Here is a 25541-nt window from a genome sequence, read left to right as displayed (position 1 = left end):
GTTACCTGTTGATGACCGAGAGATGGGGCAGCCATCCGCCGGTATCCGGCAGCTCGATCCCTGCCCTGAGAAAGGTCTTGTCGAGCCTATTCCCCGGATGTGAATGCTGGTACCGGAACACCTTGATCCCGGTAAGTGTCCCGATCGCCGCGCCGGCAATGACGTCACTCGCCCAGTGCTCGTTGTTATACATCCTCGACACTCCCGCCAGCGTCGCGCCTCCATACATGATTGGCCCTACCACCCACCGGGAGCCAGATCGCCATCGAAGCGTTTCGCTCGAGACAATCGAAGCGAACGCGAACGCGATTGTGGTATGACCGGACGGAAACGATCTGTAGTCGTCATTGCCAAGACCGCGGAACAGCCCGAAATCTGTCGAGTTCTGAACGTCCACTTTGGGCCTCGCCCGCCCGGCAACTGTCTTGATCGCACCGGTCACTGCGCTCGCGAGAACGATGGCTTCGACACTGTGAAGGCCCAGATCGACAACGCGTCGTTGGCCGTCAATACGGCCGATCGCATAAATGCCTGCGCTGGCAACGAGCGCGCCCGGATGGCCGAAAATTCGGAAGCCGGTCGCAGCGGTTCGCAATAATGCGCTTGACTGCCGCGTGGGCTCCTGCAGCTGACGGGCGATATACTTGTCGACCGGGGCCGCCGCTGCTGCGCCGAGCGCGAACGCGCCCAGCACGAATGCATCACGGCCCGTGAACAGCGGCGTGTTCGCATCGAGCGTGTCGGCCGTCTGCGCCCCAAGTGGGACGCTGATCATCAAACACAGGAAGGTGATCCGAAACATCGTGTTGATCTTCGCTGAATCCCCCTTGCCGCGCAAACCCGATTGGGACATATCCAGACAATGCTGAATATCGACCTTTCCGGCCGCCGGGCACTTATCGCGGGAGTAGCCGACGACGGCGGCTTTGGTTTCGCCATCGCGAAAGCTCTTGCCGAAGCGGGCGCCACTGTGGCCGTTGCCACGTGGCCCCCCGCGTTGAACATTTTCACCAACTTGCTCGAGCGCGGCAAAATGGACGAGTCGCGCAGCATGTCCGATGGCAGCATGTTGCAGTTCGAGAAGATTTATCCGCTCGACGCCGCGTTCGACTCGCTGGCCGACGCGCCTGAAGATGTCCGCGCCAACAAGCGGTACCGCGACACTGGTGACTTCTCCATCGAAGGTCTGACCAATCGCATTCGATCTGATTTTGGCGATCGCTCGCTGGATATCGTCGTTCATTCCCTTGCCAACGGACCCGAGGTAAAGAAGCCTCTGCTGGAGACCAGTCGGACGGGCTACCTCACCGCCGTAGGAGTGAGCGCCTATTCTCTCGTCGCAATGGTGAGCCGGCTCGGTCCGCTGATGCGAACCGGCGGCTCAGTCCTTTCACTCACCTACATTGCGAGCGAGCGCGTCATTCCCGGGTACGGCGGCGGCATGTCGTCGGCAAAGGCCGCACTTGAAAGCGACACCCGGACTCTTGCCTTCGAAGCCGGCCGAAAGTACGGCCTGCGCGTCAATACCATCTCGGCCGGACCTTTCGCATCACGCGCTGCGAGTGCGATCGGAATCATCGACAAAATGGTGGAATATTGCGCGGCCAATTCCCCGCTCCCGGACGCAGTTACCGCCGAAGAAGTGGGCTCGACTGCCGCGTTTCTCTCGAGCCCCCTTGCCAGCGGTATCACCGGTACGACCATTTATGTCGACAAGGGGTACCACTCGATGGGAATGGCTGTCGCCGCCCCTGGCGACACTCACAAAACTGCATAGTACACGGACTCATCCACTGACGGCGTTCCGATTCTTTTTCGTCGCCTGCGCTCTCATGGTCACTGTGCAGGGGTGTTTTCTGCGCCCCCGGCAGGCGCCTGCTCCTGCGGTGCGAAGAAGTCCCGCCCAGCTTCGAGCGGATAGTCTCGACAAGGCAAACGCAGCCGCTGGTCTCAAGCCATACTCTACGGTCATCACACCCGCAGCCGTATCGCGCACCGGGCTTTTCAACACCCACCGGTTGGGTGACACTCTTTACTTCGCCATTCCGCCTCGTGAGCTGAACAAGGACATGCTGCTCGTCGGCCGTTTTGCGCGGACGGGCGGCGGCTACAGTTATGGAGGCGACGGATTTACCGAGCGTGTTCTGAGATGGGAAAAGCAGGGCCATCGGATACTTCTCAGAAGCGTGACTTTCGAGATCACCGCCGACTCGACATTGCCCGTTTATCGTGCCGTTCGACAGGCCAGTTACCCGCCCGTCGTCGCCATTTTTCAGATCGAGGCATACGGCCCTGACAGCTCAGCGGTAATCGATGTCACGCGCCTCTACACAACCAGCATTCCGGAATTTGTCGGCGCGCGCGGTTCACTCGACGAAAAGCGCTCGTTCATCGAAAAGGTCGCGGCCTTTCCGAACAACATCGAAGTGGAAGCCACCCAGACCGCGACACCCGACAATCCCCCCGATTCACAGCGCGGCCTCGGTCCAATCCCCGCCACGAGCGTTGTCGCGCACTGGAGCATGATCCGTCTCCCCGAACGCCCAATGCTGCCCAGATTGGCGGATAAACGCGTTGGATTCTTCTCCGTCCGACAGACCGATTTTGGAAGGGACGAGCATCGTTCCGTCGAGCGATCGTACATAACGCGATGGCGGCTGGAAAAACGGTTTCCCGATTCAGCAATGTCGCATCCGGTGCGGCCGATTGTGTATTACGTCGATCCGGCCACCCCGAAACAGTGGATTCCATGGATCAAAAAAGGTATCGAGGACTGGCAGCCGGCTTTCGAGGCCGCCGGCTTCCGCCGCGCGATCATCGCCCGCGAAGCTCCGACTCCAATCGAAGATCCGGACTGGTCTCCAGACGATGTCCGGCACACGGTAATTCGATGGCTGCCTTCCACAACGGAGAATGCACAAGGTCCGCACGTACACGATCCGCGGACAGGCGAGATCCTGAATGGTTCAGCACGGATTTTTCACAACGTCATGAACCTCGCGCGAAGCTGGTATTTCACGCAGGTATCGCCGCTCGATCCCCGCGCTCGGAAGCTGCCGTTCCCGGATGAATTGATGGGCCGTCTGGTGCAGTACATCGTCGCTCACGAAGTCGGTCACACGCTTGGCTTTCAACACAACATGAAGGCCAGCTCCACCTACCCCGCCGACAGTGTACGTAGCGCATCGTTCGTGCGACGCATGGGGCACACGCCGACGCTGATGGACTACTCACGCTTCAATTACGTAGCACAACCAGAGGATCGGATTGCCATCGGTGATCTCATTCCACGCATCGGTCCGTACGATCTTTTTGCCACCAGGTGGGGCTACTCACAGATCAGGGGCGTGACCACTCCGGACAGCGAGAAGCCAACGCTCGACGGCTGGGCCGAGGAACAAACGACGACACCATGGCTGCGCTTCTCGACGTCGGGCGATCGCGACGCTGACCCCGGCGATGCAATCGAAGCCGTCGGCGACGCAGATCCGGTCAAGTCCACCGGTTACGGACTGCGAAACATCAGGCGCGTAATGCCGATCCTCATGTCGGCGACGTTGCGCAAAGGAGAGGACAACTCCGAGTTGGCTCAACTGTATGAACGGCTGCTCGATCAGTGGAGCAACGAGATGGAGCACGTGGTAAGTGTCGTTGGTGGGTCCAATTCTCAGGAAAAATACGGCGGACAACCCGGACCCCGTTTCACGCCGCTGTCCCGCGCACGGCAGAAGGAGGCCGTCAGATTCATCGGTGAGAACGCATTTCAGACTCCGGCCTATTTTGTCGACACGGAGATACTCAGACGCATCGAGCCGGAAGGTACGCTTCGGAGAATAGGGTCTGCGCAGTCGCGAGTTCTCACTGCATTGCTCGACAACGAGCGCCTCAATCGTCTCGCCGAATATGCGGCCCTCTCCCCCGCCGGCGGCGACTTCTATCCCCTTGGCGAAATGCTCGCCGACGTGCGTCGTGGTATCTGGGGAGAGCTCGGTGATGAAAAAGTCAGGATCGATGCCTTTCGGCGGTCGATCCAGCGGGCGTACCTCATGCAGACGGATGGCAAAATAAATCCATCACCGGCAGTGATCATCACGCCTGATGGACCGCCGTCGCGAAGAGCGCAGACCCGGGGATCGGTTGGGCCCAATAGTGATGTCCGCGCGTTGATGCGGGGAGAGCTCATGGAGCTCGAGAACGCGCTGCAATCCGCGCTCGCCCGAACGACGGACAGAACCACCCGCCTTCACATTTCCGACGCCCGGAACGAGATACGAAAGATCCTCGACCCCGAACGGTAGTTCTCGCGCTGTTCACTGATTCCGGCTCTACCGCCGCCTGGAACGCGCGGCAGTGCCGTGCTGCATCGTTCATGAGCTCATCTCGAGCGTCTCTGCTCGATAATTCGGGTTTTCCATCCTTCGAGTTGCTCCCGCGGAAGATCAGCGGTGAGCTTGTAATGTGTGCCGGTGACAGGGTCCATCCATGAAATCGTGTTGGTCAGGGGGACACTCCTTAAGCGCCGCTCAGGAGCCGGGGCGGGTGCAATTGGCGCTGCTGGCGGCACGTCGAACCGTGCTGGTGGTGCGTTCACCCTGCCACCTGCCGCCCTGCCTTTCAGTACAGACTGTCGGCTGAGATCGGTTTGGTCAGTCTCTGTCAGGGTAATGTCAGCGCCGGCCGGTGTTCTGTACACAATGGTTCGTGTGTTCTGGGCGGTATCCGCCCTTACTGTCTTCAACGAGCCATCAAGACTGGCGTCCCTCATCGCGGTGCTGGCAGTCGCCGTCGTCGCTCCCGAAAAATCAGCCTCATTTGTCACGGCTCTCTTGTCGCGTGTGATTGGCGCTGCCCCATATGCCATGGCTTTTGTGTCCCGCGCCATCGAGGCTGCCTCGGGCAGTGCCGCGCTACGGGTCCGCGCGGACTCCTGCGGAGGTGAAGCGACGACCACGTTCGGTGTTCCACGCTGAACGGCCTTGGTCCGAAGAGTTGGGTCTCGACCTGTACTCGCTTCGAGCCGGGGAGTCGAGATTGCTGCCGGTGCAGGAGCATCCAATGCTGTCCCCGGTTGCGCAACGGCTGCCGAATCCAGCGCTGGTGCCGAGCTCAGATCAGCTGTTGACTCCAATGCAGCCTGTGCTTTCGGCTGCATGATCTTCGACGACACATCTCTCCTTGTCATAAACAGAGTTGCGCCCGCCATCAGCATCATTGCTGCAGCGACACGCAGGTCATTGCGCGCGTACCAGACTCGGGCTGTTGGAGAGGACACCGGGATCACGCCTCCTGGCACGTCGTCGAGTGACAACAGTATTCGCGACGACGCCGCCACCAGACCCCGCGCTTCAGCTATCGCCGCCGAACATTGCTCACACTGAGCTGAATGCGCTTCGAAAGTAGCTGCTTCTTCAACCGTCAACGCCCCGTCGAGCCAGGCGTGAATCGTTCCTTCGTCAGGATGCTGCATTCTTCTCCCTCAGTTCGCGCTCTTTCTGAAGCGATTCATAGCTTTCGACCAGGCGCCGGCGCGCGCGCGACAACGTAGTTCCCACCGAACCCAGCGAGAGGCTGAGTGCTTCGGCGATTTCGGGATAGTCGAGTCCCTCTTCGCGCATCAACAGGGCCAGTCTGTCACGTTCGGCAAGAGCATCGATGGCCTTTCGGGCAAGAGCTGATTCCTGCGCCCGCTCGAGCGAGGTCTCAGGTTCTACGACTGTGTCGCGTTCCTGTTCAGTCAGTATCGCCAAATGCCGCCTGCGTCGGGCATCCTTGCGTGCTTCGTCCCGCACCAGATTCGTCGCCACCTGAAACAGCCAGGCGCGTTCGTTGGTAATCGTTTCCTGGCGGAGTGCGCGCACGAAAGTTTCCTGCGCGACCTCCTCGGCCCAGTCCCTGTCACCCAGCCGCCGTGTGAGATAACGCACAAGAGCGGTGTTATAGGTGCGGAACAGGCGTTCGACGTCGGTCAAGTGATCACCAGTGCGCCTGAACCAGCCTGAGTTCCAAGTCGCTGAGCCTTTCAGCTGCGCTGACTGCGACTTCCACCGCGACGGCTCGGCCCGCTACGATTACCCGGTCGCCGAGAGCGAATGATTCAGCGAGTTCCGGGATCAGCTCGATTAGTTTGAAGTAGGAAGCAGAGTATGGGCGCACCTTCACGACACGCATCGAGTCTTTTTTTCGGGTGTCTGTCCAGATTCCGTCGCGCATCGTAAACGACCTTGTACCTGCTCGTCTGGTACCGACGGCCTTTCCGCTGAAGTCTGCCTCATTGGTAATGCCCAGTGTCGTGGCGGACCTCTGCATTGCCGATGCCCTTGCCGCTTCGAACGATTGCACGTTCGCCGCGGGCGCCGCAGGGGAAGGTGTAATCGCGGCATTCGCATCGCGGCGAGAGCCGGTGACACCGACTGCGACAGCGGCACCCCCTGCACGGCCCCTCCGAATGGTTTGATCGAGTGCGCCCGTCATGCCTGGCTCCAGCACCAGGTAGGAGGAGAACTCTGTCGGAATCGCATACTTCTCACCGAGCTCGCGGATTTCGTCGTCGACCTCTCGTGATGCGCCGCTTTTTCGCTTCTCCGCACTCAGGTAGCCGACCCGCTGCGTAGCCCACAACCTGGCGACAAACGCATTCTGTCTCGCGGTCGATGGGAACGAAACGCGGGTACTCCACGACACCGGACCATCGGCCGACTGCCCATCGAATCTGATCCTCGAAACACCGCTGCCGTCATACCGCGCCAGCATCACGTAATCCTGTCCGGCGAAGATATCAGCCGTGGCCGTCGGATGCCGCTTGAGCAGCCGCACCCCCTCTGCCGATACGCGCAAGTCCGTCACAACCGGGTTGGTGAGCCGGCTTACGACAACCGACATCACTCGTTCCACATCCTCCTCCGGTCTTACGAAATGCGCGGTACCACGGCCCTCGACCGCGAGCCGCTCGACAAGTGCTGCGTTGAGATCAGCTCCCACTCCAAACGAAAAGATTCTCCGGTTGCCCCTCTGCAGGGCAACGCGTGAAGCAATCGCGTCAGGGCGTCGTTCGCCAACAGTTGGCTCACCATCAGTCACGAACAACACGAGGTTCAGCCTGCCAGGGGCGGCGGCGCCCTCCAGTGCGGCGTCGAGTGCTCCTGAGATGTTTGTCGACCCCGACGCGTCAACGGTTTCGAGATACCGCGTTGCTGCGGCGATGTTGTCCGGTGTCGCTCTCACGAAATCATCCCGAAAGCTCCGTACGTCGGTGGAAAAGTCGATCAGCCTGAATCGGTCGTTCGTACTCAGCGTGGCCAGCACCTGCCTGCCTGCAGCCCGCGCCTGCCTGATTTTCACTCCCGACATCGACCCTGACGCGTCGAGCACGAGTGTCACGTCACGCGCAGTGACGCGTGGTGATATGGACGGCGGAGACAATGTTATGAGAGCAAACCCGTTCTCTCGCGACGATGCATGCGTCAGAACCGAGATAGCGGGCTCGGACGACCGGCGAACCGGAACGAGAAGAGTAATCTCGCTTGCATCGCCGTTGACTCTTACCTCACGCCTGCTGCCGCGTCGATCCGTCGCGATCGAATGTGTCGGCGAGTATGCCGTCCCGTACGCAGGGTCTGTCGGATAGACAAGGACGAAGGATCCTCGTGAGCCCGATATCTCTCTGCTGTCGCCGCGGCGCATATCATCGCCGCCACCCATCCCGCGTCCGCCCGTCGCATCCCCTCTGACCGCGACACCGGGAATTGCATTTCCCCGGAAATAGTCGACGCGAAGCGCATCGCCTTCTCGTTCCGCCACCATCTGAAAACGCACCACGACTTTTTTTACTTCGCCCGGCGCGATAGGGAAAATCCGTGCGCGCAGCATGCCGTACCCCATCCACTCGACCAACGCGGGATCGCGTTGCTGTCTCACGATCTGTTCGTAAATCTGACGCGCCCGGCCGGCATCCATCAGCTCGCCCGACACAAGCTCGCCGTTGATTGAAAGCTTGAGGTCCTGGAACGCTGCGCCTCCTGGCAGCGGAAAGATGTAATCGGCTTCCCCGAGCCCCGAACCGCGATTGACGAAAGTCTCCGTGATCTCGAATCGGAGAACACGATCGACAAGCTCCGCGCGCACGTCGCTCGACTGTCGCGTTACTGACGGACCTTGAGGCCGGCATGGCGCACACGGCTGGCCCTGCAGACATGGGCGCATAGCGCAGGGGCGGGACAGCACCAGGCCCTGTGCGGGAAGACCAGACGAAAACAATGTCAGCACGAACAGGGAAAGCAGAGCGCGCATGGCGGTCTCGGGTTATTGGATATCCGTAAGACGCACCTGGCTTCCGCCGTTGCACACCCCGTCAGCGAATCAATCAGTCGCTGGCATCAATCAGAGCTGCTGTCTCCCTCCGACGGCGTCCGGCGAGTGTAGCGCCCCGGACGCTTTATCACTCGCACGTCGATCAGCTCGCGGTCGGCACGGTTAACCGTCTCTTCGAATTTTTCGCCACCCTCACGCGCTGCCCAGCCAAGGCTGAATGACACGGGCGCGTCCTTGAGCCCGGCGGATTCGATTCGCCTGGCGACCATATGGGCTTCGTCGCGACTCGTATCCGCAAGCACGACGAGGAACTCATCACCACCCATTCTCACCACTGCTTCCTCGGCGCGAACATGCCGCATCAGAAACCGGCTCATCTTCATCAGCACGTTATCACCGGCGGCATGACCGTGAGTGTCGTTGTACTGCTTGAAATGATCGACATCCACATAGATGCATCCCCAGGTGGCTTCAGGGCGGTATTCTCTGGAGTAGATCGTGGCAAGGTGCCGTCGATTGTAGCAGCCCGTGAGCGGATCGCGGATGCTCTGCTCGACGAGCTTCCTCTCCAGATTTTTCCGACCGGTAATATCCACCAGAATTCCGTGGAAGACGGTGTCTCCCGTATCGGGGTCGGTAATCAAATACCACGTGTCGAGTACGGTCCGCACCGCTCCGTCACGGCGGCGTATTTGAAGCTCGCGGTCGCGCAACGATCCTTCGCGCTCGAGTAACGCGACTTCACGTTTTCTCACCTCGGCGTCCATGAAGTCGCTTACACGGTAGTTTTTCAGTTCGTCGAGAGTCTCGACCCCGAAGATGCGAAGAAAAGCGGGGTTCGCGTCGAGTATCTCCCCTGACTCCGTCGTTATGTAGATCCCTTCTTCCAGATTCTGCGCGATTTTTGCCAGCGTCTCCGGGTCGCTCAGGCTTCGGAAGCGCGAGTGGCTGGCGGATGATCCGCTTTTCTCGGACAAATGCTTCTTTCCCTGCGGCATGTGCATTGCCCTGATGACGGTATCCCCAGAATCGAGGCGTAATGTATGACACACCGGACTGACAAGGAACAGATGGCTGCCGATACGGATGACCGAACGAAAAAGTCGGGCAAGATGAATTCCGGAACGCCGAATCCCGAGGGAAGCGAGAAAGAGCGATCTGCTGAGCATGAGGGCAGCTATGGGGGCGAAGGGGGAGCGCCGCGGGTTAGCTCCGACAAACGCGCCAATCCCGCCGATGGGGAAATGGACGAGTAGCAACGCCCTGACGATCGGCTTTCCCTGAAAATGTCAGAGCCTTCAAACAGGTCCCAGATTACCAACGGTCGCGTACCCGACGCGCCCGTCGACGCTATGTTCCTTGACCGCTGGTCCCCCCGCGCATTCTCGTCCGAGCCGCTGACGGAAGTAACCATTCTCACACTTCTCGAAGCAGCGCGGTGGGCCCCGTCGGCGAACAACGAGCAACCGTGGACATACGTCTATGCCACGACGCCGGACCAGCTGGCGCGGTTCCTCCCCCTCCTCGATAAGTTCAACCGGATCTGGGTTCGGCACGCTCCGATGATTGCCTTCGTGATGACCCGGCTGAATCTGGCGAAATCAGGCAAGCCAAACCGGCATGCCCAGTTCGATGCAGGGTCATCCTGGCTATCGCTCGCCCTCCAGGCGCGCATACTTGGTCTCTACGCACACGCAATGGCCGGCTTCAACGTCGAGCAGGCGCATGTTGTTCTCAATGCTCCCGCCGATAAATACGAAATAATGGCCGCGATCGCGATTGGCATGTATGGTGACGTGGCAGACCTTGACGAGTACAACAGGAAACGTGAGACGCCAAGCTCGCGGAAGCATGTTTCGGAGTTCGCTTTCCACGGCCCCCTGCCCGACATCGTGCCTTGAGTATGGTTACCGCTGGCATCCACCACGTAACCGCTATCGCCAGCGATCCACAGCGCAATCTCGACTTCTACGCTGGCGTCCTCGGCATGCGCCTCGTGAAACGCACTGTGAATTTTGACGATCCTACTACATACCATTTCTACTTCGGCGATACCGATGGCACGCCCGGAAGCATACTTACCTTTTTCCCCTGGCCTGGCAGTCGAAGGGGGCGTCAGGGGGCAGGGCAGATCGCGGTCACGTCATTCGCCATCCTTCCGGGCTCGGTCGGGTTCTGGATCGAACGATTCATCAGGTACAATGTCGAGTTCGACCAGCCGAAATCGCGGTTCGATGACGAGAGGATCATTGGATTCAAGGATCCTGACGGATTGCTTGGGGAGCTTGTCGCACATCCATCCGCGGAAACGCGAGCGGGTTGGTCGGGCTCTGGTGTTCCTGCCGCCCATTCGCTACGCGGTGTCTATTCGCTAACGCTATGGCAGGAGAGCTACGAGCTCACCGGCAAACTGCTCACCGAGTGCCTCGGGTTTCGTCCTGTCCGAGAGCAGGCAAGCATTTTCCGGTACGCCGCCGCCGATCCGGGACCGGGCTCGATTGTTGACCTGCGCTGTGTGCCCGGTCTCTGGCCCGGAGTTATGGGTGCGGGAACCGTTCATCATGTCGCGTTCCGTGCCCCCGGTGACGACGAGCAGCTGGCAGTGAGAGAAGACCTTGTTGCGCGCGGTCACAACGTTACCCCACAGCTGGACCGCGATTATTTCAAATCCATATATTTTCGCGAGCCCGGCGGCGTACTCTTCGAGATTGCCACAAATTCGCCGGGCTTTACTGTCGACGAGTCTATTGAAACACTGGGCCAGGCACTGAAGCTCCCCGAATGGCTTGAGCCCCGGCGCTTCGAGATCGAAGCGCTGCTGCCGAATATCCGGTTGCCACTGGAACTCCCCGGCCCCAACGCCTGAATAGTTATCCCGATCGGCTAAGTTCCAGACCTGACGGCCGTGTCATCACCGCGATTATTCGAGACCCAGATGCCTGCCTCATCGCCAGTTGCTCCACCCATTAACTCGTCGTCAATCGATGACCTCTGCATCAATGCCATCCGCGTCCTCTCGATGGACGCAGTGCAAAAGGCAGATTCCGGACATCCCGGCACACCGATGGCGCTTGCTCCGCTCGCGTACGTTTTGTGGACGAGACACCTGCGTTACAACCCAGCCAATCCTCAATGGTTGAACCGCGACCGCTTCGTTCTCTCGGCCGGTCACGCATCGATGCTTCTGTATAGCGTGCTCTATCTCACTGGATACGACCTCACGCTCGACGACCTCAAGCAGTTCCGGCAGTGGGAGAGCAAGACGCCTGGCCACCCGGAGTACGACTACACTCCCGGCGTCGAGACGACCACCGGGCCACTTGGACAGGGAATCGGTAATTCCGTCGGCATGGCTATCGCCGAAGCTCACATGGCGGCGACGTTCAACCGCGACGGTTTGGATATCATCGACCACAACACGTATTTCATCGCCAGCGATGGTGACATCATGGAGGGTGTGTCGCATGAAGTGTCGTCTTACGCCGGCCACCTCAGACTCGGCAAGCTCATCGGATTCTACGACGACAACCACATCACGATCGAAGGTGATACCGGACTCACTTTCAGCGACGATACCGCGAAACGATTCGAGGCGTATCACTGGCATGTGCAGCGCGTCGAGGATGCAAATGATCTCGATGCAATCGATGCCGCGATCGATGCGGCGAAGAAGGTCCGCGATAAACCGTCGCTGATCGTCGTTCGGTCACACATTGGATACGGCAGTCCCAACAAGATCGACACCGCCGAAGCGCACGGGTCGCCCCTGGGTGCGGAGGAGATCGGGCTTGCAAAAGCAGCGCTCGGTGTCTCCTCGATGGAACCGTTCTACGTTCCACCCGAAGCGTTGCAGCACTGGCGGACAATGTCGGTACGCGGCAGCAAGCTCGAAGCGGAGTGGCAGAAGAGGTATGACGCCTATAAGTCAGCGAATGCATCGGACGCTGCCGAGCTGGAACGCAGGATGCGCGGTGAACTTCTCGACGGTTGGGAAGATCTGATTCCTGATTTCACCGCGGATAACGGGAACGTTGCCAGCCGCGCCGCGTCAGGCATCGTTCTCAACGCAATCGCGCCGAGGATCCCGGAGTTGATCGGCGGTTCGGCCGACCTCGCATCTTCCACAAACACCATTGTGAAGGAAGGCGCGCACATCAGCGCTGATGACTATGCCGGGCGCAATTTCCACTTCGGGATTCGTGAGCACGGCATGGGCTCGGTGATGAACGGGATGGCGGTACACGGTGGAATAATCCCTTACGGTGCGACGTTCCTGATCTTCTCGGATTACATGCGTCCAACCTTGCGGCTCGCCGCGTTCATGAAGCAGCACGTCATCTACGTGTTCACTCACGATTCGATCGGGCTTGGCGAGGACGGTCCGACGCATCAGCCCATCGAGCATCTGAGCACCCTCCGCGCGATTCCCGGTTTCACAGTTATTCGGCCGGCAGATGCAACTGAAACGGCCGAAGCGTGGAGGGCGGCACTCAAGCACCATGGTCCGGTTGCGCTTGTGCTGACACGGCAGAAACTCGGGTTCATCGACCGCGAAAAGTTCGCGTCGGCTGGCGGGTTGGCTCGGGGGGCGTATGTGCTTGCTGACGCCCCAGGTGGGGCACCGCAGGTCGTGCTGATGTCGAGCGGATCCGAGGTTGCTCTGATCATGGAGGCGCACGATGAGTTGGCGGCAAAGGGCATTCGCTCGCGGGTAGTCAGCATGCCTAGCGACGCGTTATTTGCCTCGCAGTCGCACGACTATCGCGATAGTGTATTGCCAGTGGCGGTACCTAGGGTCGCGGTTGAAGCCGCTCATCCAATGTCATGGTACCGGTGGGTCGGGTCCAACGGCATCGTGATTGGCATCGACCGGTTTGGTTCTTCCGCACCCTACAAAGAGCTGTACGAGAAGCTCGGCATCAGTGTGAGCAAGATTGTGGAAGCCGCCGAGTCCCTCGTCTAGTGCGCCTCCGCGACATCAGCATTCCACTCTCGCAGGGCATGCCGGAGTGGCCCGGTGATACTCCCTATTCATGTGGCTGGGCGGGAACGATCGCCAATGGGTCGAGCGTCAACGTGTCGAGCATAACCTCGAGCCCGCATGTTGGAACCCATGCCGATGCACCGCTGCATGTGCGGGACGGATGGCCGGGTTCACACGAGCTGCCGCTCGAGGCGTTCTATGGGCCGGTCATCGTCATCGACGTGACTGACAGGACTGGTGAGCTTTCATTTGACGAGATCGGACCGTTGATCGGGGCTGCAGGAATCGAGCGGCTGCTCCTCAGAACGGGGAATACCATTGCAGCCGGGTCGTTTCCGGAAGATTGGCCGGCAATCTCCGAATCGTGTGCACGTGCGCTTCTCGGACGCGGGTTGCGGCTGCTCGGCGTCGATGCTCCATCAGTCGATGCGCGGGAGAGCAAGTCGCTTCCTGTTCACAAGATGTTGTTCTCCGACAATGCCTGTCTTCTTGAGAACCTGGATCTGCGGCGAACACCACCCGGGGTTTACGAGCTGATGGCGTTTCCGTTGAAGGTGATGTCGCTCGACGCGGCGCCGGTGAGGGCGATACTGCGGGAGTTGTAGCGGCAGTGGGGCATCTATAAACGAAGCGATTTAGTAACACTACATTACTAAACACGTTTACAGGATTCTACCACCGCCGTGGACTTCTCCGCCTCGGCGTCCCCAGCAGTGCCCCCATCAACCCCCGCGTAATCGCCCCGGCCACCGTCCGTGCAACCGGCGACTTCATGATCTGCTCCATCCTCGATGGCGGCTCTTTGACCGCCTTCCGGGAGACTGGAGGTGGGGCACTTGGCGGCACATATGCCGGCATGTCCAGGACCGTCCCGTCGCTGTATCGCGCCGGCACGGACGGCACCGCGCGCTCCGCCAGCATCTCGCGCGCACTTTCCCTGTCAACCGCTTGCGCGTACTCGCGGACCTGACTCGAACTCGCGATTTGATCTATGAAATCCGCCTCGTCCATTGGCGACATCAGCGACTGAGGCGGAACGAGGCGAGTCGCAAATGGCGGCGTTGGCACGCCGCGGGGGGTCAGCACCGTCACCAGCGCCTCGCCGATGCCAAGGGTCGTCAGCGTTTCCTCTACATCATAAAACGGGGTCTTTGGAAAAGTCCTCGCCGCTGCACGCAACGCTTTGTCGTCGTCCGGGGTGAATGCCCGCAAGGCATGCTGCACCCTGTGCCCCAGCTGGGCGAGCACATCCTCTGGTATGTCTTTCGGACTTTGAGTCACGAAGAAAACACCGACACCCTTTGACCTGATGAGACGCACAACCTGCTGAATCTGGTCCAGCAGGCCCTTGCTTGCACCCTTGAACAGCAGGTGTGCCTCGTCGAAGAAAAAGACGAGCTTCGGTTTGTCGATGTCGCCCACTTCCGGAAGCTCATTGTAGAGCGTCGCCAGCATCCACAGCATGAATGTGCTGAACAGATCCGGCTTGTCCTGTACATCCTGGAGCTCCAGTACGCTGATCAGCCCGCGCCCGTCACGCCCGACCTGCATGAGGTCATTGATGTCGAATTCCGGCTGGCCAAAAAACGCCCGCGCTCCCTGCTGTTCGAGCTCCACCATCTCCCGGAGCAGCACACCAACGGTCGCCTTGGACATCGCCCCGTATGACTTGAGCTCATCAGCACCTTCCTCAGTGAGATACTGAAGAACCGCGCGCAGGTCCGAAAAATCGAGCAACAGCAGTCCCTTGTCGTCGCAATACTTGAACACCAGCGCCATCACACTCGACTGTGTCGCGTTGAGCTGGAGAACCTTGGACAACAGCAGCGGTCCGAATGACGATACTGTGGCACGCAGCTGCGCGCCCTTGGTGCCGGTCAGGCTCAGAAATTCCACCCGAAAATCGGATGGCTTCCAGTCGTAACCCGTCTCCCTGGCCCGGCCGTTGATCCGGTCATTGGCCTCGCCAGGCGACGCCATTCCCGAGACGTCGCCTTTTATATCCGAGATGAACACTGGAACTCCAGCCTGAGACAGTTGCTCGGCGAGAAGCTGAAGGGTTCTGGTCTTGCCGGTGCCCGTTGCCCCCGCGATCAACCCGTGCCGGTTCATCATCGATATCGGCACTGTTACCAGCGGTTCCGGATGGCATTCGCCGTTGTGCACGACCGCGCCAAGGGTCACTGCGTTTTCCGCCTTCGGAAACGCGGCGCGCGCTGCGTCCAGTACTTTCGAGTCCATTATTTTATCCGTTCGGGTATCGCCCGGATGCGGGGCGAAGCGTCTGACTCACAACATACACGGGATGCCTGTTGCCTGTTATCCGTCACCCGATTTCGTTCCCCCTGTTTGATCGTTTTATCCGGTAGCCGTTGGCCGTTCGCGGTTGGCAGTATCCCCGGCAGACTATCATTGGCACACGCTGTGCCCCACTACCGGCACCGGCCTCCAACCCCTGATCTCACCATTAATGCGAAGCGATTCCGGTCATACAACATCTGTCTGGATGGATACGACAGACGTTCAGGAGTATCCTCGTGTCGCCGCCGACATGCGCACCAACGTCTGCATCGTCGGCGCCGGCATTTCCGGCATGACGACGGCATATCTGCTTGCCCGCGCCGGCCGTGCCGTTATCGTCATCGATGACGGTCAGATTGGCGGTGGCGAGACCGGACGTACTACCGCCCACATAACTGCCGCACTCGACGACCGTTATTACGAGATTGAGAAGCTCCACGGCGAGGCCGGTGCGCGTATCGCAGCCGAGAGTCATACCGCCGCCATCGACCGTATTGAATCGATTGCTTCACTCGAAGACATCGACTGCGATTTCGAGCGACTCGACGGATATCTCTTCCTCGGTCGCGATGAGAAGAAAAAAATTCTGGAGCGTGAGCTCGAGGCCGCTCATTGCGCCGGGCTTGCAACGGTCGAGCTCCTCGAACGGGCGCCTCTCGATTTCTGGGATACCGGTCCGGCTTTACGCTTTCCCCGCCAGGCACAGTTCCATCCACTCAAGTATCTCAACGGGCTTGCCCGCGCCATCGTCCGGGATGGCGGGCAGATTTTCAACTTCACCCACGCCGAGAAAATCGAGGACGGTGAACCGGCGAGGGTCACCACCAGCGACGGTCACGTGATAATCGCCGACAACATCGTCGTCGCTACCAATACTCCGGTCAACGACTGGGTCATTCTCCACACCAAGCAGTCTGCCTACAGAACTTTTGTCATTGGCGCGCACGTCCCACGCGGTTCCGTTCCCCATGGATTGTACTGGGATACGCCCGACCCATATCACTACATCCGGCTCCACAAGGTGGATGCCGCGCTCGATCCGCGAAGCGCTGACGAAATCCTCATTGTTGGTGGCGAAGACCACAAGACCGGCCAGGAAGACGACGCCGAAGAGCGCTTCAAGTGCCTCGAGGACTGGGCTCGCGAGCGCTTCCCGATGATAAAAAGTGTCGAATTCCGGTGGTCAGGACAGTGTATGCAGCCGGTGGATTATATGGGATTCATTGGAAAGAATCCCGGCACCGACGAACACATCTATATCGCCACTGGCGACTCGGGAAACGGCATCACCCACGGGACGATCGCCGGCATTCTGCTGACGGACTTGATCATGGGACGCAAGAACCCGTGGTCCAAGCTCTACGACCCGTCACGGGTGACCCTGCGCGCCACAGCCGAATTCCTCAGGGAAAATCTCAACGTTGCCGGACAGTACAGGGATTGGATGACTCCGGGAGACGTGGAATCGTACGACGACATTGCTCCGGGAACCGGCGCGGTGGTAAAACGTGGCCGCAAAAAGATTGCGGTATTTCGGGACGACAAGGGCGACATCCATGAACGGTCGGCGGTTTGTACCCATCTGTACTGTATTGTGGACTGGAATACGGCAGAACGGACGTGGGACTGTCCGTGTCATGGCTCACGTTTCGATCCCTATGGCCAAGTCGTGAATGGCCCCGCGATTACGCCGCTTCCCGAGGTTGAGATGGAGGAGTCCCCAGCGTCACAATGACCTCGTGACGCCGGCCCCCAGCAGCGAGCGGGATCGGACCGGTGACAATTTCTCCGTCGATCGTCGTTGAGATCACGCCTCGCTGGACGCCAGACGGATTTTTCACGGTGATGGCGTAAGTGCTGTCGGCATGGCGATACTCGAGCGCGAACTCCTTCCAGGTGGAAGGAATACAGGGATCCATTTCCAGGGTTTCGCCCCGCTTGGTGAAACCGAGTATCGCTTCCAGGCCAACCCGGTAAAGCCAGCTCGCTGACCCGGTATACCAGGTCCAGCCCCCACGCCCCAGATGCCCCTCCGCAGTGTACACATCGGCCGCAACCACGTAAGGCTCTACCTTGTAATTCGCGACACCCTCCGGCGTCAGCGCATGCGTTACCGGGTTGATCATCTGGTACAACTCCATCGCCCGGTCGCCATCCCCCTGCAGCGCCGTTGCCAGTACCGCCCAGAGCGCCGCATGGGTGTATTGCGCGCCATTTTCGCGTACACCTGGCAGATATCCCTGTATGTAGCCGGGATCGTGCTTTGACTTATCGAACGCAGGCGTGAGGAGCATGATAAGCCGCGCATCCTCCCGCACCAGATGCTCATTGAGCGACCGCATCGCCGCGCGGCAGTGTTCCGGATCGCCGGCGCGCGAGATAATGCTCCATGTCTGGGCAATTGAGTCGATCTTGCAATCGTCACTCGTGTTCGACCCCATCGGCGTACCGTCGTCGTAGTACGCTCGACGGTACCACGCACCATCCCATCCAGCGCTCTCAGCCGCTTTCTGGTACTCGTCTGCTTTCCGTGTAAACTCCTCGTTCACTGCGTGGTCGCCACGGGTTGTCGCGTGCTCAGCAAATTTCCTGAGCGTTACTATCAGGAACCAGGCAAGCCACACACTCTCGCCTTTCCCTTCGATACCCACGCGATTCATTCCATCATTCCAGTCGCCGCTGCCTATTAGCGGCAGTCCATGCGCGCCAGCCGTGGAAGCTTTCCTAAGTGCCCGCACGCAGTGGTCATAAACGGGCTCGACCATCTCCGACATCTGCGGCAGATCGTAAAGCTCGTGCTCGTCGGCATTGAGCTGTCGCATCGTGAGGTATGGCACGTCTTCGTCAAGCACTGTCCGATCACCGGACAGGCTCAGGTAATGATTCACGACGTACGGCAGCCAGATGAGATCGTCGGAAAATCTCGTCCGAACACCGCGCCCACTGTGCGGGTGCCACCAGTGCTGAACGTCCCCTTCCTCGAATTGCCTCGACGCGCAGCGAATGATGTGGCCCCGGGCAAGCTGTGGCTCGGTGTACGCAAACGCCATCACATCCTGCAACTGGTCGCGGAATCCGAAAGCGCCACTTGATTGATATAGCGCAGACCTCGCCCACATCCTGCATGATAATCCCTGATAAAGAGCCCACTGATTCACTATCAGGTCGAAAGTGGGCTCAGGGGTCCTGATCGATATCGTACCGAGCCGCGCGCGCCAGACGCGTGCCGCGTGATCAAGCGCGGCATTTGCCGCTTCCGGCGACCTGTACCTCGACACGAGGGCAAGCGCATCTTCGCTCCCGCTCCCTGCGCCGAGCAGTACGGTAACCTGTCGCGTCTCGCCGGGCTGAAGGTCGATCGTGGTCTGAAGTACCGCGCATGGATCGACGGTATCGCCGACATCACCACTGAGATCACCGCTCCTCAGTCCAGCAGGATCGCCAAGCGAGCGATTGCGGCCGATGAACTCTCTGCGGGCGGCAGTGAAGCCCGACAGTGGTTCACTTATCGCCGAGAACACGACGCGCCCAGCGAACTGCGCATCGAAGTAATTGCGCGCGAACATCGTCTCAGTCGCCCTGTCCATGCCGGTGCGAATGTGCTCCCGGGTCTTCTCCCGATCCACGCCCAGAACCCACTCCACGTAGCTGGTGATCGTCAGGCTTTTTTTCGTCGATCCGGAATTTCGCAGAGTAAGAACCTGAATTTTCACCGGATCAGCTTCGGGCATCCCCATCCGCAGCGATGTCTCCACGCCGTTCTGCTCCTGGCTGAAAACCGAGTATCCAGCCCCATGCTTTACGGTGTAGGACGCACGCGTCCTCACCGGCTCGGGCGTTGCGGTCCAGATGAACCCGGTGTCGTCATCCCTCAGGTAGATACACTCGCCCGACGGGTCGCTCACCGGATCGTTCTGCCAAGGTGTCAGTCTGAAGAAGTAGCTGTTCTCGGCCCATGTCACGCCGGCGCCAGTCTCACTGACGACGAAGCCGCCGGCCGGGTTGCCGATCACATTGACCCACGGTGCCGGCGGGAGCTCCTCTCCATTCAACCGGATTTCGTATTCGTGATTATCGTTGAAACCGCCGAGGCCGTTGAAGTGCTGAAGTCCGGATGCATCTGTCTGCGGTAATGAATGCGCGTTGTCGCCATTGAGGGATGCTACCGATGAATCGACACCGTCAGCCGATCTTCCCTCGTCCTTCTCGTATTTGTCCTCGACATTCGGAAACTCCAGAAAATTGCCAAGTCCCAGACCGTCACAATCCACCTGGATGCGAGCGACCGCGTTCAGCAGCTGAATATCCTCTGGCTTCAGCACATCTGCCCTTCGGAGAAAAACGCCGCCCGGCCGGTCCAGTAGTCCCGATTCGCTCGATGCCATCACCGTCATCAGCAGAGCGTCACTGAGTTCCTGCAGATATGTCGGCGGATGCTCGTTGAGAATGACGAGGTCGCACATCAATCCCTTGAGACGCCAGTAATGATGCACCCGCAGCAACTGGCGAACGCTCGGCAAGCCGTCGGCCGACTCCAGGGTCGCAAGCAATATTGGCCAGTCGCCTGAAATCCCGAGTGCCCATAATTCCTGCTGTCCGAGGGTGTTGTCCTCACATTTTTCCGCAAGACCCTTGAAGCCGGGATGAGTGAACAGCAGATGGCCTGCCAGTTCCTGATAAAGCGCTGCGTCCGCGGGCGATATTCCGAGTTCACGCAATTCTGCCTGTGCCTGCGCCCACGAGAGATCGAGTGCACGGCGCGCACTGTACGTATCGTGATAAAGGTCGGCGAGTTGCACCGCCTGCTCGCGATCCTCCGCCATGAACGTGGTGAACGTAGCTTCCGCTGACCGGCCTGCGGGAATCGTCAGGCGTGTCCTCAGGGCAAGCACCGGATCGAGCACGGCGCCCACTGTTCCGGAGAGATCGCCGTTTACGTCGAGAGCGATCGGATCGCGCGCAGAACGTCCCCGGCCGATGAACTGAGCACGATCGGTCTCACAGCTCACGCTGCCCGCGCTCCCCGCACCGACTGCCAGCACATGCCCGCACCATGCTGCTTTGTCCACCGCCGAACGCGGTCTTCGCATCGCCAGAATCGCGGAACTTGCACCGAGCCATTCCGTCTGCACGAACAGATTTCCGAATGCCGGATGCGCGCGATCTGAATCTGGTGGAGCGATTACGACCTCGAAATAGCTAGTGAGTTCGATTTCGTGCGGTATGCTGGAGCGGTTGAAGACCGTTATTCTGCGAACTTCCGCCGCGTCACCCGATGCTACCGCGATCTCCATCTGGGTTTCGATATCTCCGTCGCGGCGATGAAACGTCACACGATCACTTGCGAAAAACACCCGGTACCACTGCGCGGTTGCGCAGACCGGCTGATGTCCTGCCGACCACACATTGCCGGTGGTCATGTCCTTCACGTAACACCATTGACCGAAATCGTCCCGCGTGCCGTCGTTGCGCCAGCGGTTGACGGCGATATTGCCGTACCTGCTTACGCCACTTCCGGAATTGGTTACGATCGTCGTATACGGCACGTTGCCCAGAATCGCGATTCGGGGCTGAGGCGTGTTTGCAGTGTCGAGCTCGCGAACAGCCGGCTTCTCCGTCTCGCTCGGGACGTTCACTGTGTCGTCCTGCTGCTGCACGTCCTGCACGACGAGCCGCCTCGGGATCCTCTCCTGGAGTATGAGCTCCGCTGACCTCACTATTGGGTCTGAGTGAAACCGCTGCTGCCACACATTGCGACACAGGGCATTGGTGAACGCCACCATGCTCATGCCCACATGATGCGCCATATACGCACCTACGACAGCCTTGCGCGAACCGGGCAGCGGCCTCGTGTAGTCAATCGCGTCGCGGAATCCGTATGGACCGAGTGCGCCTTCCGCCTCGAGCATCGCCATGTTCCGCATCGCCTGATGAGGCTCGACGAGCAACGCAAGCGCGGTGGCGTAGGGCGCGATCACGAGGTCCCGGCTCAATCCGCGTTTGAGCGCAATATCCGGAACACCGAAGGCGCGATATTGATACGTGGATGCCCTGTCCCGGATGTTGTATGCAGATTCCGAAATTCCCCACGGCACGCCCCGCTCCGCACCATATGCGATATGCCGTTTTACTGCGCCATGATGCGTCTGGCTCAGAAGAGTCGAGGGAAAGGTGCGCATCACCAGGGCCGGCATCAGATACTCGAACATGCTTCCGCTCCAGGAGATGAGCGTCCTGGTGCCTGCCACCGTGGTCAGCGTGCGTCCCAGCCTGAACCAGTGGTCGACAGGAACGTCGTCCTTGGCGATCGCCATAAACGATGCCAGCCGCGACTCTGATGCGAGCAGGTCGTAATACGAGTTGTCGAAAGCATTTGCGGCTTGTCGATAGCCTATCGAGAAAAGCTTCCGCTTGTCATCGAAGAGAAACTTGAAATCCATTTCCAATGCGTACGCCCGCGCGCGTTCTGCAATTGCCTGCAGCCGCGCAACATCAGCTTTCGTACACTCGGCCGCCCTGCCTTTCTGCAGGCAAGCCTGTTTCAGGGCGATCAGATGTCCAGCGAGGTTCCCGCTGTCGACTGTCGAGATATAGGCCGGCTCCAGAACATGCAGGTCACGAAGATCGTACCAATTGAAGAAATGACCCCGATGCCGTCGCATTCGTTCGAGCGAGCGAAACACTTTCTCCAGACGTTCGATCATGTCGTCCAGCTGAATCAATCCCAGGTCGTGAGCTGAAACGATGGACATCATCTGGAGACCGATATTCGTCGGCGACGTCCGGGCTGCAACTATCGGCTCCGGTTCTTCCTGAAAATTGTCGGGCGCGAGCCACTGCGTTTCTTCAGTCACGAACTGTTCGAAGTACTGCCAATGCAGCTTCGCGTAGCGAAGCGCAGATTGCCGCTCCGTGCCCGATAGTCGGAGCTCGCTCGGAGTTGCTGGTGCACTCAGCGAGTGGGCGACAGCGGGCGAAATGAACCACAGCAGCAGAAGCGGCACCGTCGCTGCCAGCAGAATAACGCTGTCACGTGAGCCGGCATCGAACGATGTACCGGATACCGTTACGACAGCTATGCCAATGATCAGTGCAAGCGCCGTGACTGGAGACATTCTCCGCCATACTTCTATCCGCGATCCGCTTGCCATCGACCGCTCGACCTGCGACGCGGTCTGCCATTCAAGAAACTTTTTCTTTGTAATGCCAAGGCGAATAAGGGTGCGGACAATTGCGTCTGCACTGACTACCGCCTGATGTGGCAGAAATGTTGCGGCGAGGACGAACTGCTGCGCGCTGACGCTGGCGTCCCGGCCAACAGCCGTGTAATACGCCGCCCACGACTGATCCGTGGGCGGCCGCAACAGCGCCAGGAACAGGGAGAAAACCCAGGGAAACAGAATCGCGCCGAGCACCAGCATCGTCCACCGTATTGCCGGGCCAGGCAGCACGAACCAGCCGGCAAAAAGCAAAACCAGCAGTGAGAGCTCAACGACACTTCGCCGGAGATTATCGAAGATCTTCCAGCGCGAGATCGCCGACAGGCGGTTTTTCGTGGGTCCCTCCGGCCCCGGTACGGTGCCCGTCAGCCAGCCAAGCAGCTGCCAGTCGCCTCTGATCCACCGGTGCTTGCGGCGCGTGTATGTCAGGTACCGCGCCGGGTAGTCATCATATACCTCGATGTCGGTAGCGAGCGCCGCTCTCGAGTACGCGCCTTCGATCAGATCGTGACTTAGCAGCGTGTTCTCGGGGAACCGTCCGTGCGTCGCCTGTTCGAACGCATCCACGTCATAAATACCTTTTCCGGTAAAGCTTCCCTCGGAGAACAGATCCTGGTACACGTCCGACACTGCGGTTGTATAAGGATCCACGCCGGGATGTCCCGAATGGATCGCCGCGAAGTGTGATGCATGCGCGCTCGTGAGCGACACGCCGACCCGGGGCTGGAAAATCCCATAGCCGCGCACAATGCGACCCAGCTGCGGATCATACTCCGGGGTGTTCAGGGGATGAGCTATTGCTCCCACCAGCATCTGTGCAGCGTCCCGGGGCAATACCGTATCCGAGTCGAGCGTGATGACGAACTTCACGCTTCGCAGCATTGTCGGATCTCCCGTGACTGTTGCGAACGCATCTTCCGCATGCCCTCGCAGATAACGGTTGAACTGTCCGAGCTTGCCGCGCTTCCGTTCCCACCCCATCCACACGCCCTGTTGCTCGTTCCAGAGACGGCGGCGATGGAACAGATAGAACACATCGCTCTCGTCGCGACTGTATTTCTCATTGAGTTCGGCAATTCCGCTCGTCGCCGACTGCAGAATTTCAGCGTCGGATTCCCGCGTCTCTGTTGGCGAGTCCGTTAAATCACTGAGGATGGCGAAAAACAGATTCGGGTCGCGGTTGGCGAGATACTGAACTTCGATATGCTCCAGTGCCTCTGTGACCGCCTTGACGCTTCCGAATAGCGTGGGAACCACGACCGCAGTCCGGTTGGCGTCGGGAATCCCGTCCTCGCGGAACTCCATTTTGGGCAGAATGTGCGGCGGCAGCAGCAGCGTGACGAGCTGGTTGACAATCCCGATACCGATCTCGTTTGCGGGTACGAGCGCGAGAAGGAACACCGCAATCCTCAACCCTATCGTCTCCGGTTCTATCACCGAGAACACGAGCGATATCAGCATCAGCGTTGCCGTCGCAATGCCGCCGAAATAAAGAAACGTCGGGTGACGCTGAGTCCAGCGGTATATCGATTCTTTCAGAGGCGGCGTATATCCGGTTTCGCGCTCCAGATCGAACCGTCCCTCGTCGATCAGATAGTAGCCGATATGAGAACGCCGAACGTCGCCTTTGTTCTCTGACGAAATCGAAAGCGCGAGAGCGGCGCGTGCTACTTCTTCCTCTTCTTTTTTCGTCTGCTTTGCAATGTGTTCGACCACATGCCGGTAGTGATCGCGCGTTCCGAACAGCATTGTGGGATAACAACCCGTCACGTCCTTCCGGAGAATCTTTTCAGTCACGCTCTGCGACTCTACAAAATCCTTCCAGTCAAGACGCGCGATAGTGCGTAGGCTCGTAATGCAGTTGGCCACCGTCACCTGCGTCATGGCAGTCATCCGGTTCGACCTCGTAACTGCCACCTCGGCGCTCGGACCGTCCTCGGCGATCCACTGCTCCAGCCAGATAAGAGGGGTGAAATTGACCTGGTAACCGCGAATCTGATGCAGAAAGCGAGTCACGAAAATCGGCGTGAACGCCGGATGCTCATCGATAAACGAATCCAGTTCACGGGTAAGGGCGGCAGGTGATTCGTCATTGGCGAGCATCAGCCGTTTCGCCCATCGGTCCGCAAGCTCGACTTCGTCCAGCCGGGCGGACACGCGGAGGGACATCCGGCGGATGTTCTCGACGAGTCCGAGCCGAAGCATCGTCGGGATCGCCCACAATTCGCCCATCTTCAGGGCAGTCACCTTCTGGTACTCTTGCACGAAGAGAGTGATGTTCTCGAGCGACAAATGACCCTCGGTGTGCGCAATCAGCTCGATTGCGACATCATACACCCGCGGGTAGTCGGCCAGAGTGCCGTTGGCCAGCTTCGGAAGCTCCTGGTAGTAGCCGCCTGGAAGATTCGTGCGTATCTCCCGAACATGCTCCTGCACGATGTACGCGTTGTCGAGCAGCCATTCGCCCGCCGGGCTTATGTCGACACCACGCTCTGCCGCATCACTCAGGCGGTCGTGCACCCGGCTCAGTACTCGCCGTGTGTCATCCAGTCTCTCGAGTAGCGGACCGTGCCCGCGTTGTTTGCGTGGAGGAAGTAGCCTGTGCTTGCGGGCGATATTCCGCGAATGCTTCGCCAGACGGTCTGCACCGAACATCTCCCCCTGGATCGGACCTACCAGCGATCTGTCGGACCCAGGGCGCTTGCGGCGGAACAGGTGCAGGAGCCTGT

The 25541-nt window shown here is 59.5% G+C and carries 15 protein-coding genes; 8 read left to right on the top strand and 7 right to left on the bottom strand.

The window, feature by feature from the left end; all coding sequences use genetic code 11:
* Nucleotide 1: 1 nt before the first annotated feature.
* On the bottom strand, nucleotides 2-838 hold the full coding sequence (locus WKF55_01970; GenBank protein MEJ7758338.1) for a phosphatase PAP2 family protein: 837 nt from the start codon (nucleotides 836-838) through the stop codon (nucleotides 2-4).
* Between the two features lie 24 nt (nucleotides 839-862).
* On the opposite strand from WKF55_01970, the gene WKF55_01965 reads away from it, so the two are divergent.
* A complete protein-coding gene (locus tag WKF55_01965) occupies nucleotides 863-1777 on the top strand; it encodes an enoyl-[acyl-carrier-protein] reductase (GenBank protein MEJ7758337.1) in 915 nt (304 codons plus the stop codon).
* A gap of 109 nt (nucleotides 1778-1886) precedes the next feature.
* Nucleotides 1887-4298 carry a zinc-dependent metalloprotease gene (locus WKF55_01960; GenBank protein MEJ7758336.1) on the top strand — a complete coding sequence of 804 codons (2412 nt, stop codon included), beginning with the start codon at nucleotides 1887-1889 and terminating at the stop codon, nucleotides 4296-4298.
* Between the two features lie 77 nt (nucleotides 4299-4375).
* Here WKF55_01960 and WKF55_01955 read toward each other — a convergent pair whose 3' ends face one another.
* The 4 genes from WKF55_01955 to WKF55_01940 form a co-directional block, all read right to left on the bottom strand.
* Nucleotides 4376-5467 carry a zf-HC2 domain-containing protein gene (locus tag WKF55_01955; protein MEJ7758335.1) on the bottom strand — a complete coding sequence of 364 codons (1092 nt, stop codon included), beginning with the start codon at nucleotides 5465-5467 and terminating at the stop codon, nucleotides 4376-4378.
* Entirely contained in the window at nucleotides 5454-5969 is a 516-nt protein-coding gene (locus tag WKF55_01950) for a sigma-70 family RNA polymerase sigma factor (protein MEJ7758334.1), read from the bottom strand. Before WKF55_01950 ends, WKF55_01955 begins: the two co-directional genes overlap by 14 nt.
* Nucleotides 5970-5973: 4 nt before the next feature.
* Nucleotides 5974-8286 (bottom strand): VIT domain-containing protein, encoded by a 2313-nt coding sequence (locus WKF55_01945; protein ID MEJ7758333.1) that lies wholly within the window; start codon nucleotides 8284-8286, stop codon nucleotides 5974-5976.
* Between the two features lie 86 nt (nucleotides 8287-8372).
* Nucleotides 8373-9311, bottom strand: coding sequence for a sensor domain-containing diguanylate cyclase (locus WKF55_01940; GenBank protein MEJ7758332.1), 939 nt, complete (start codon nucleotides 9309-9311; stop codon nucleotides 8373-8375).
* A 39-nt stretch (nucleotides 9312-9350) separates the two neighbouring features.
* Here WKF55_01940 and WKF55_01935 point away from each other — a divergent pair, with 39 nt between their 5' ends.
* The 5 genes from WKF55_01935 (at nucleotide 9351) to WKF55_01915 (ending at nucleotide 13896) form a co-directional block, all read left to right on the top strand.
* Nucleotides 9351-9563 (top strand): hypothetical protein, encoded by a 213-nt coding sequence (locus WKF55_01935; GenBank protein ID MEJ7758331.1) that lies wholly within the window; start codon nucleotides 9351-9353, stop codon nucleotides 9561-9563.
* Between the two features lie 30 nt (nucleotides 9564-9593).
* Entirely contained in the window at nucleotides 9594-10208 is a 615-nt protein-coding gene (locus WKF55_01930; GenBank protein ID MEJ7758330.1) for a nitroreductase family protein, read from the top strand.
* Between the two features lie 2 nt (nucleotides 10209-10210).
* Nucleotides 10211-11173 (top strand): ring-cleaving dioxygenase, encoded by a 963-nt coding sequence (locus tag WKF55_01925; GenBank protein ID MEJ7758329.1) that lies wholly within the window; start codon nucleotides 10211-10213, stop codon nucleotides 11171-11173.
* Nucleotides 11174-11242: 69 nt separating this feature from the next.
* Nucleotides 11243-13270, top strand: a complete 2028-nt coding sequence (gene tkt / locus WKF55_01920) for a transketolase (GenBank protein ID MEJ7758328.1) — start codon at nucleotides 11243-11245, stop codon at nucleotides 13268-13270.
* Complete coding sequence (locus WKF55_01915) at nucleotides 13270-13896, top strand: cyclase family protein (GenBank protein ID MEJ7758327.1); 627 nt, start codon at nucleotides 13270-13272, stop codon at nucleotides 13894-13896. The genes tkt and WKF55_01915 overlap by 1 nt, the downstream gene beginning before the upstream one ends.
* 67 nt (nucleotides 13897-13963) lie before the next feature.
* Here the strand turns inward: WKF55_01915 and WKF55_01910 are convergent, their stop codons facing one another.
* The gene (locus WKF55_01910) at nucleotides 13964-15532 is read right to left on the bottom strand and encodes a helicase HerA-like domain-containing protein (protein MEJ7758326.1); all 1569 of its coding nucleotides are present in this window, start codon (nucleotides 15530-15532) and stop codon (nucleotides 13964-13966) included.
* Between the two features lie 265 nt (nucleotides 15533-15797).
* Between WKF55_01910 and WKF55_01905 the strand changes: the two genes are divergently transcribed.
* Nucleotides 15798-17327, top strand: coding sequence for an FAD-dependent oxidoreductase (locus WKF55_01905; protein ID MEJ7758325.1), 1530 nt, complete (start codon nucleotides 15798-15800; stop codon nucleotides 17325-17327).
* On the opposite strand, the gene WKF55_01900 is transcribed toward WKF55_01905, so the two are convergent.
* A complete protein-coding gene (locus WKF55_01900; protein ID MEJ7758324.1) occupies nucleotides 17278-25467 on the bottom strand; it encodes a glucoamylase family protein in 8190 nt (2729 codons plus the stop codon). The genes WKF55_01905 and WKF55_01900 overlap by 50 nt on opposite strands.
* Nucleotides 25468-25541: the final 74 nt, after the last annotated feature.

It is taken from the genome of Gemmatimonadaceae bacterium (assembly GCA_037721215.1).
Lineage (GTDB): Bacteria > Gemmatimonadota > Gemmatimonadetes > Gemmatimonadales > Gemmatimonadaceae > UBA4720.
This window is presented reverse-complemented; position numbering and strand designations above follow the sequence as displayed.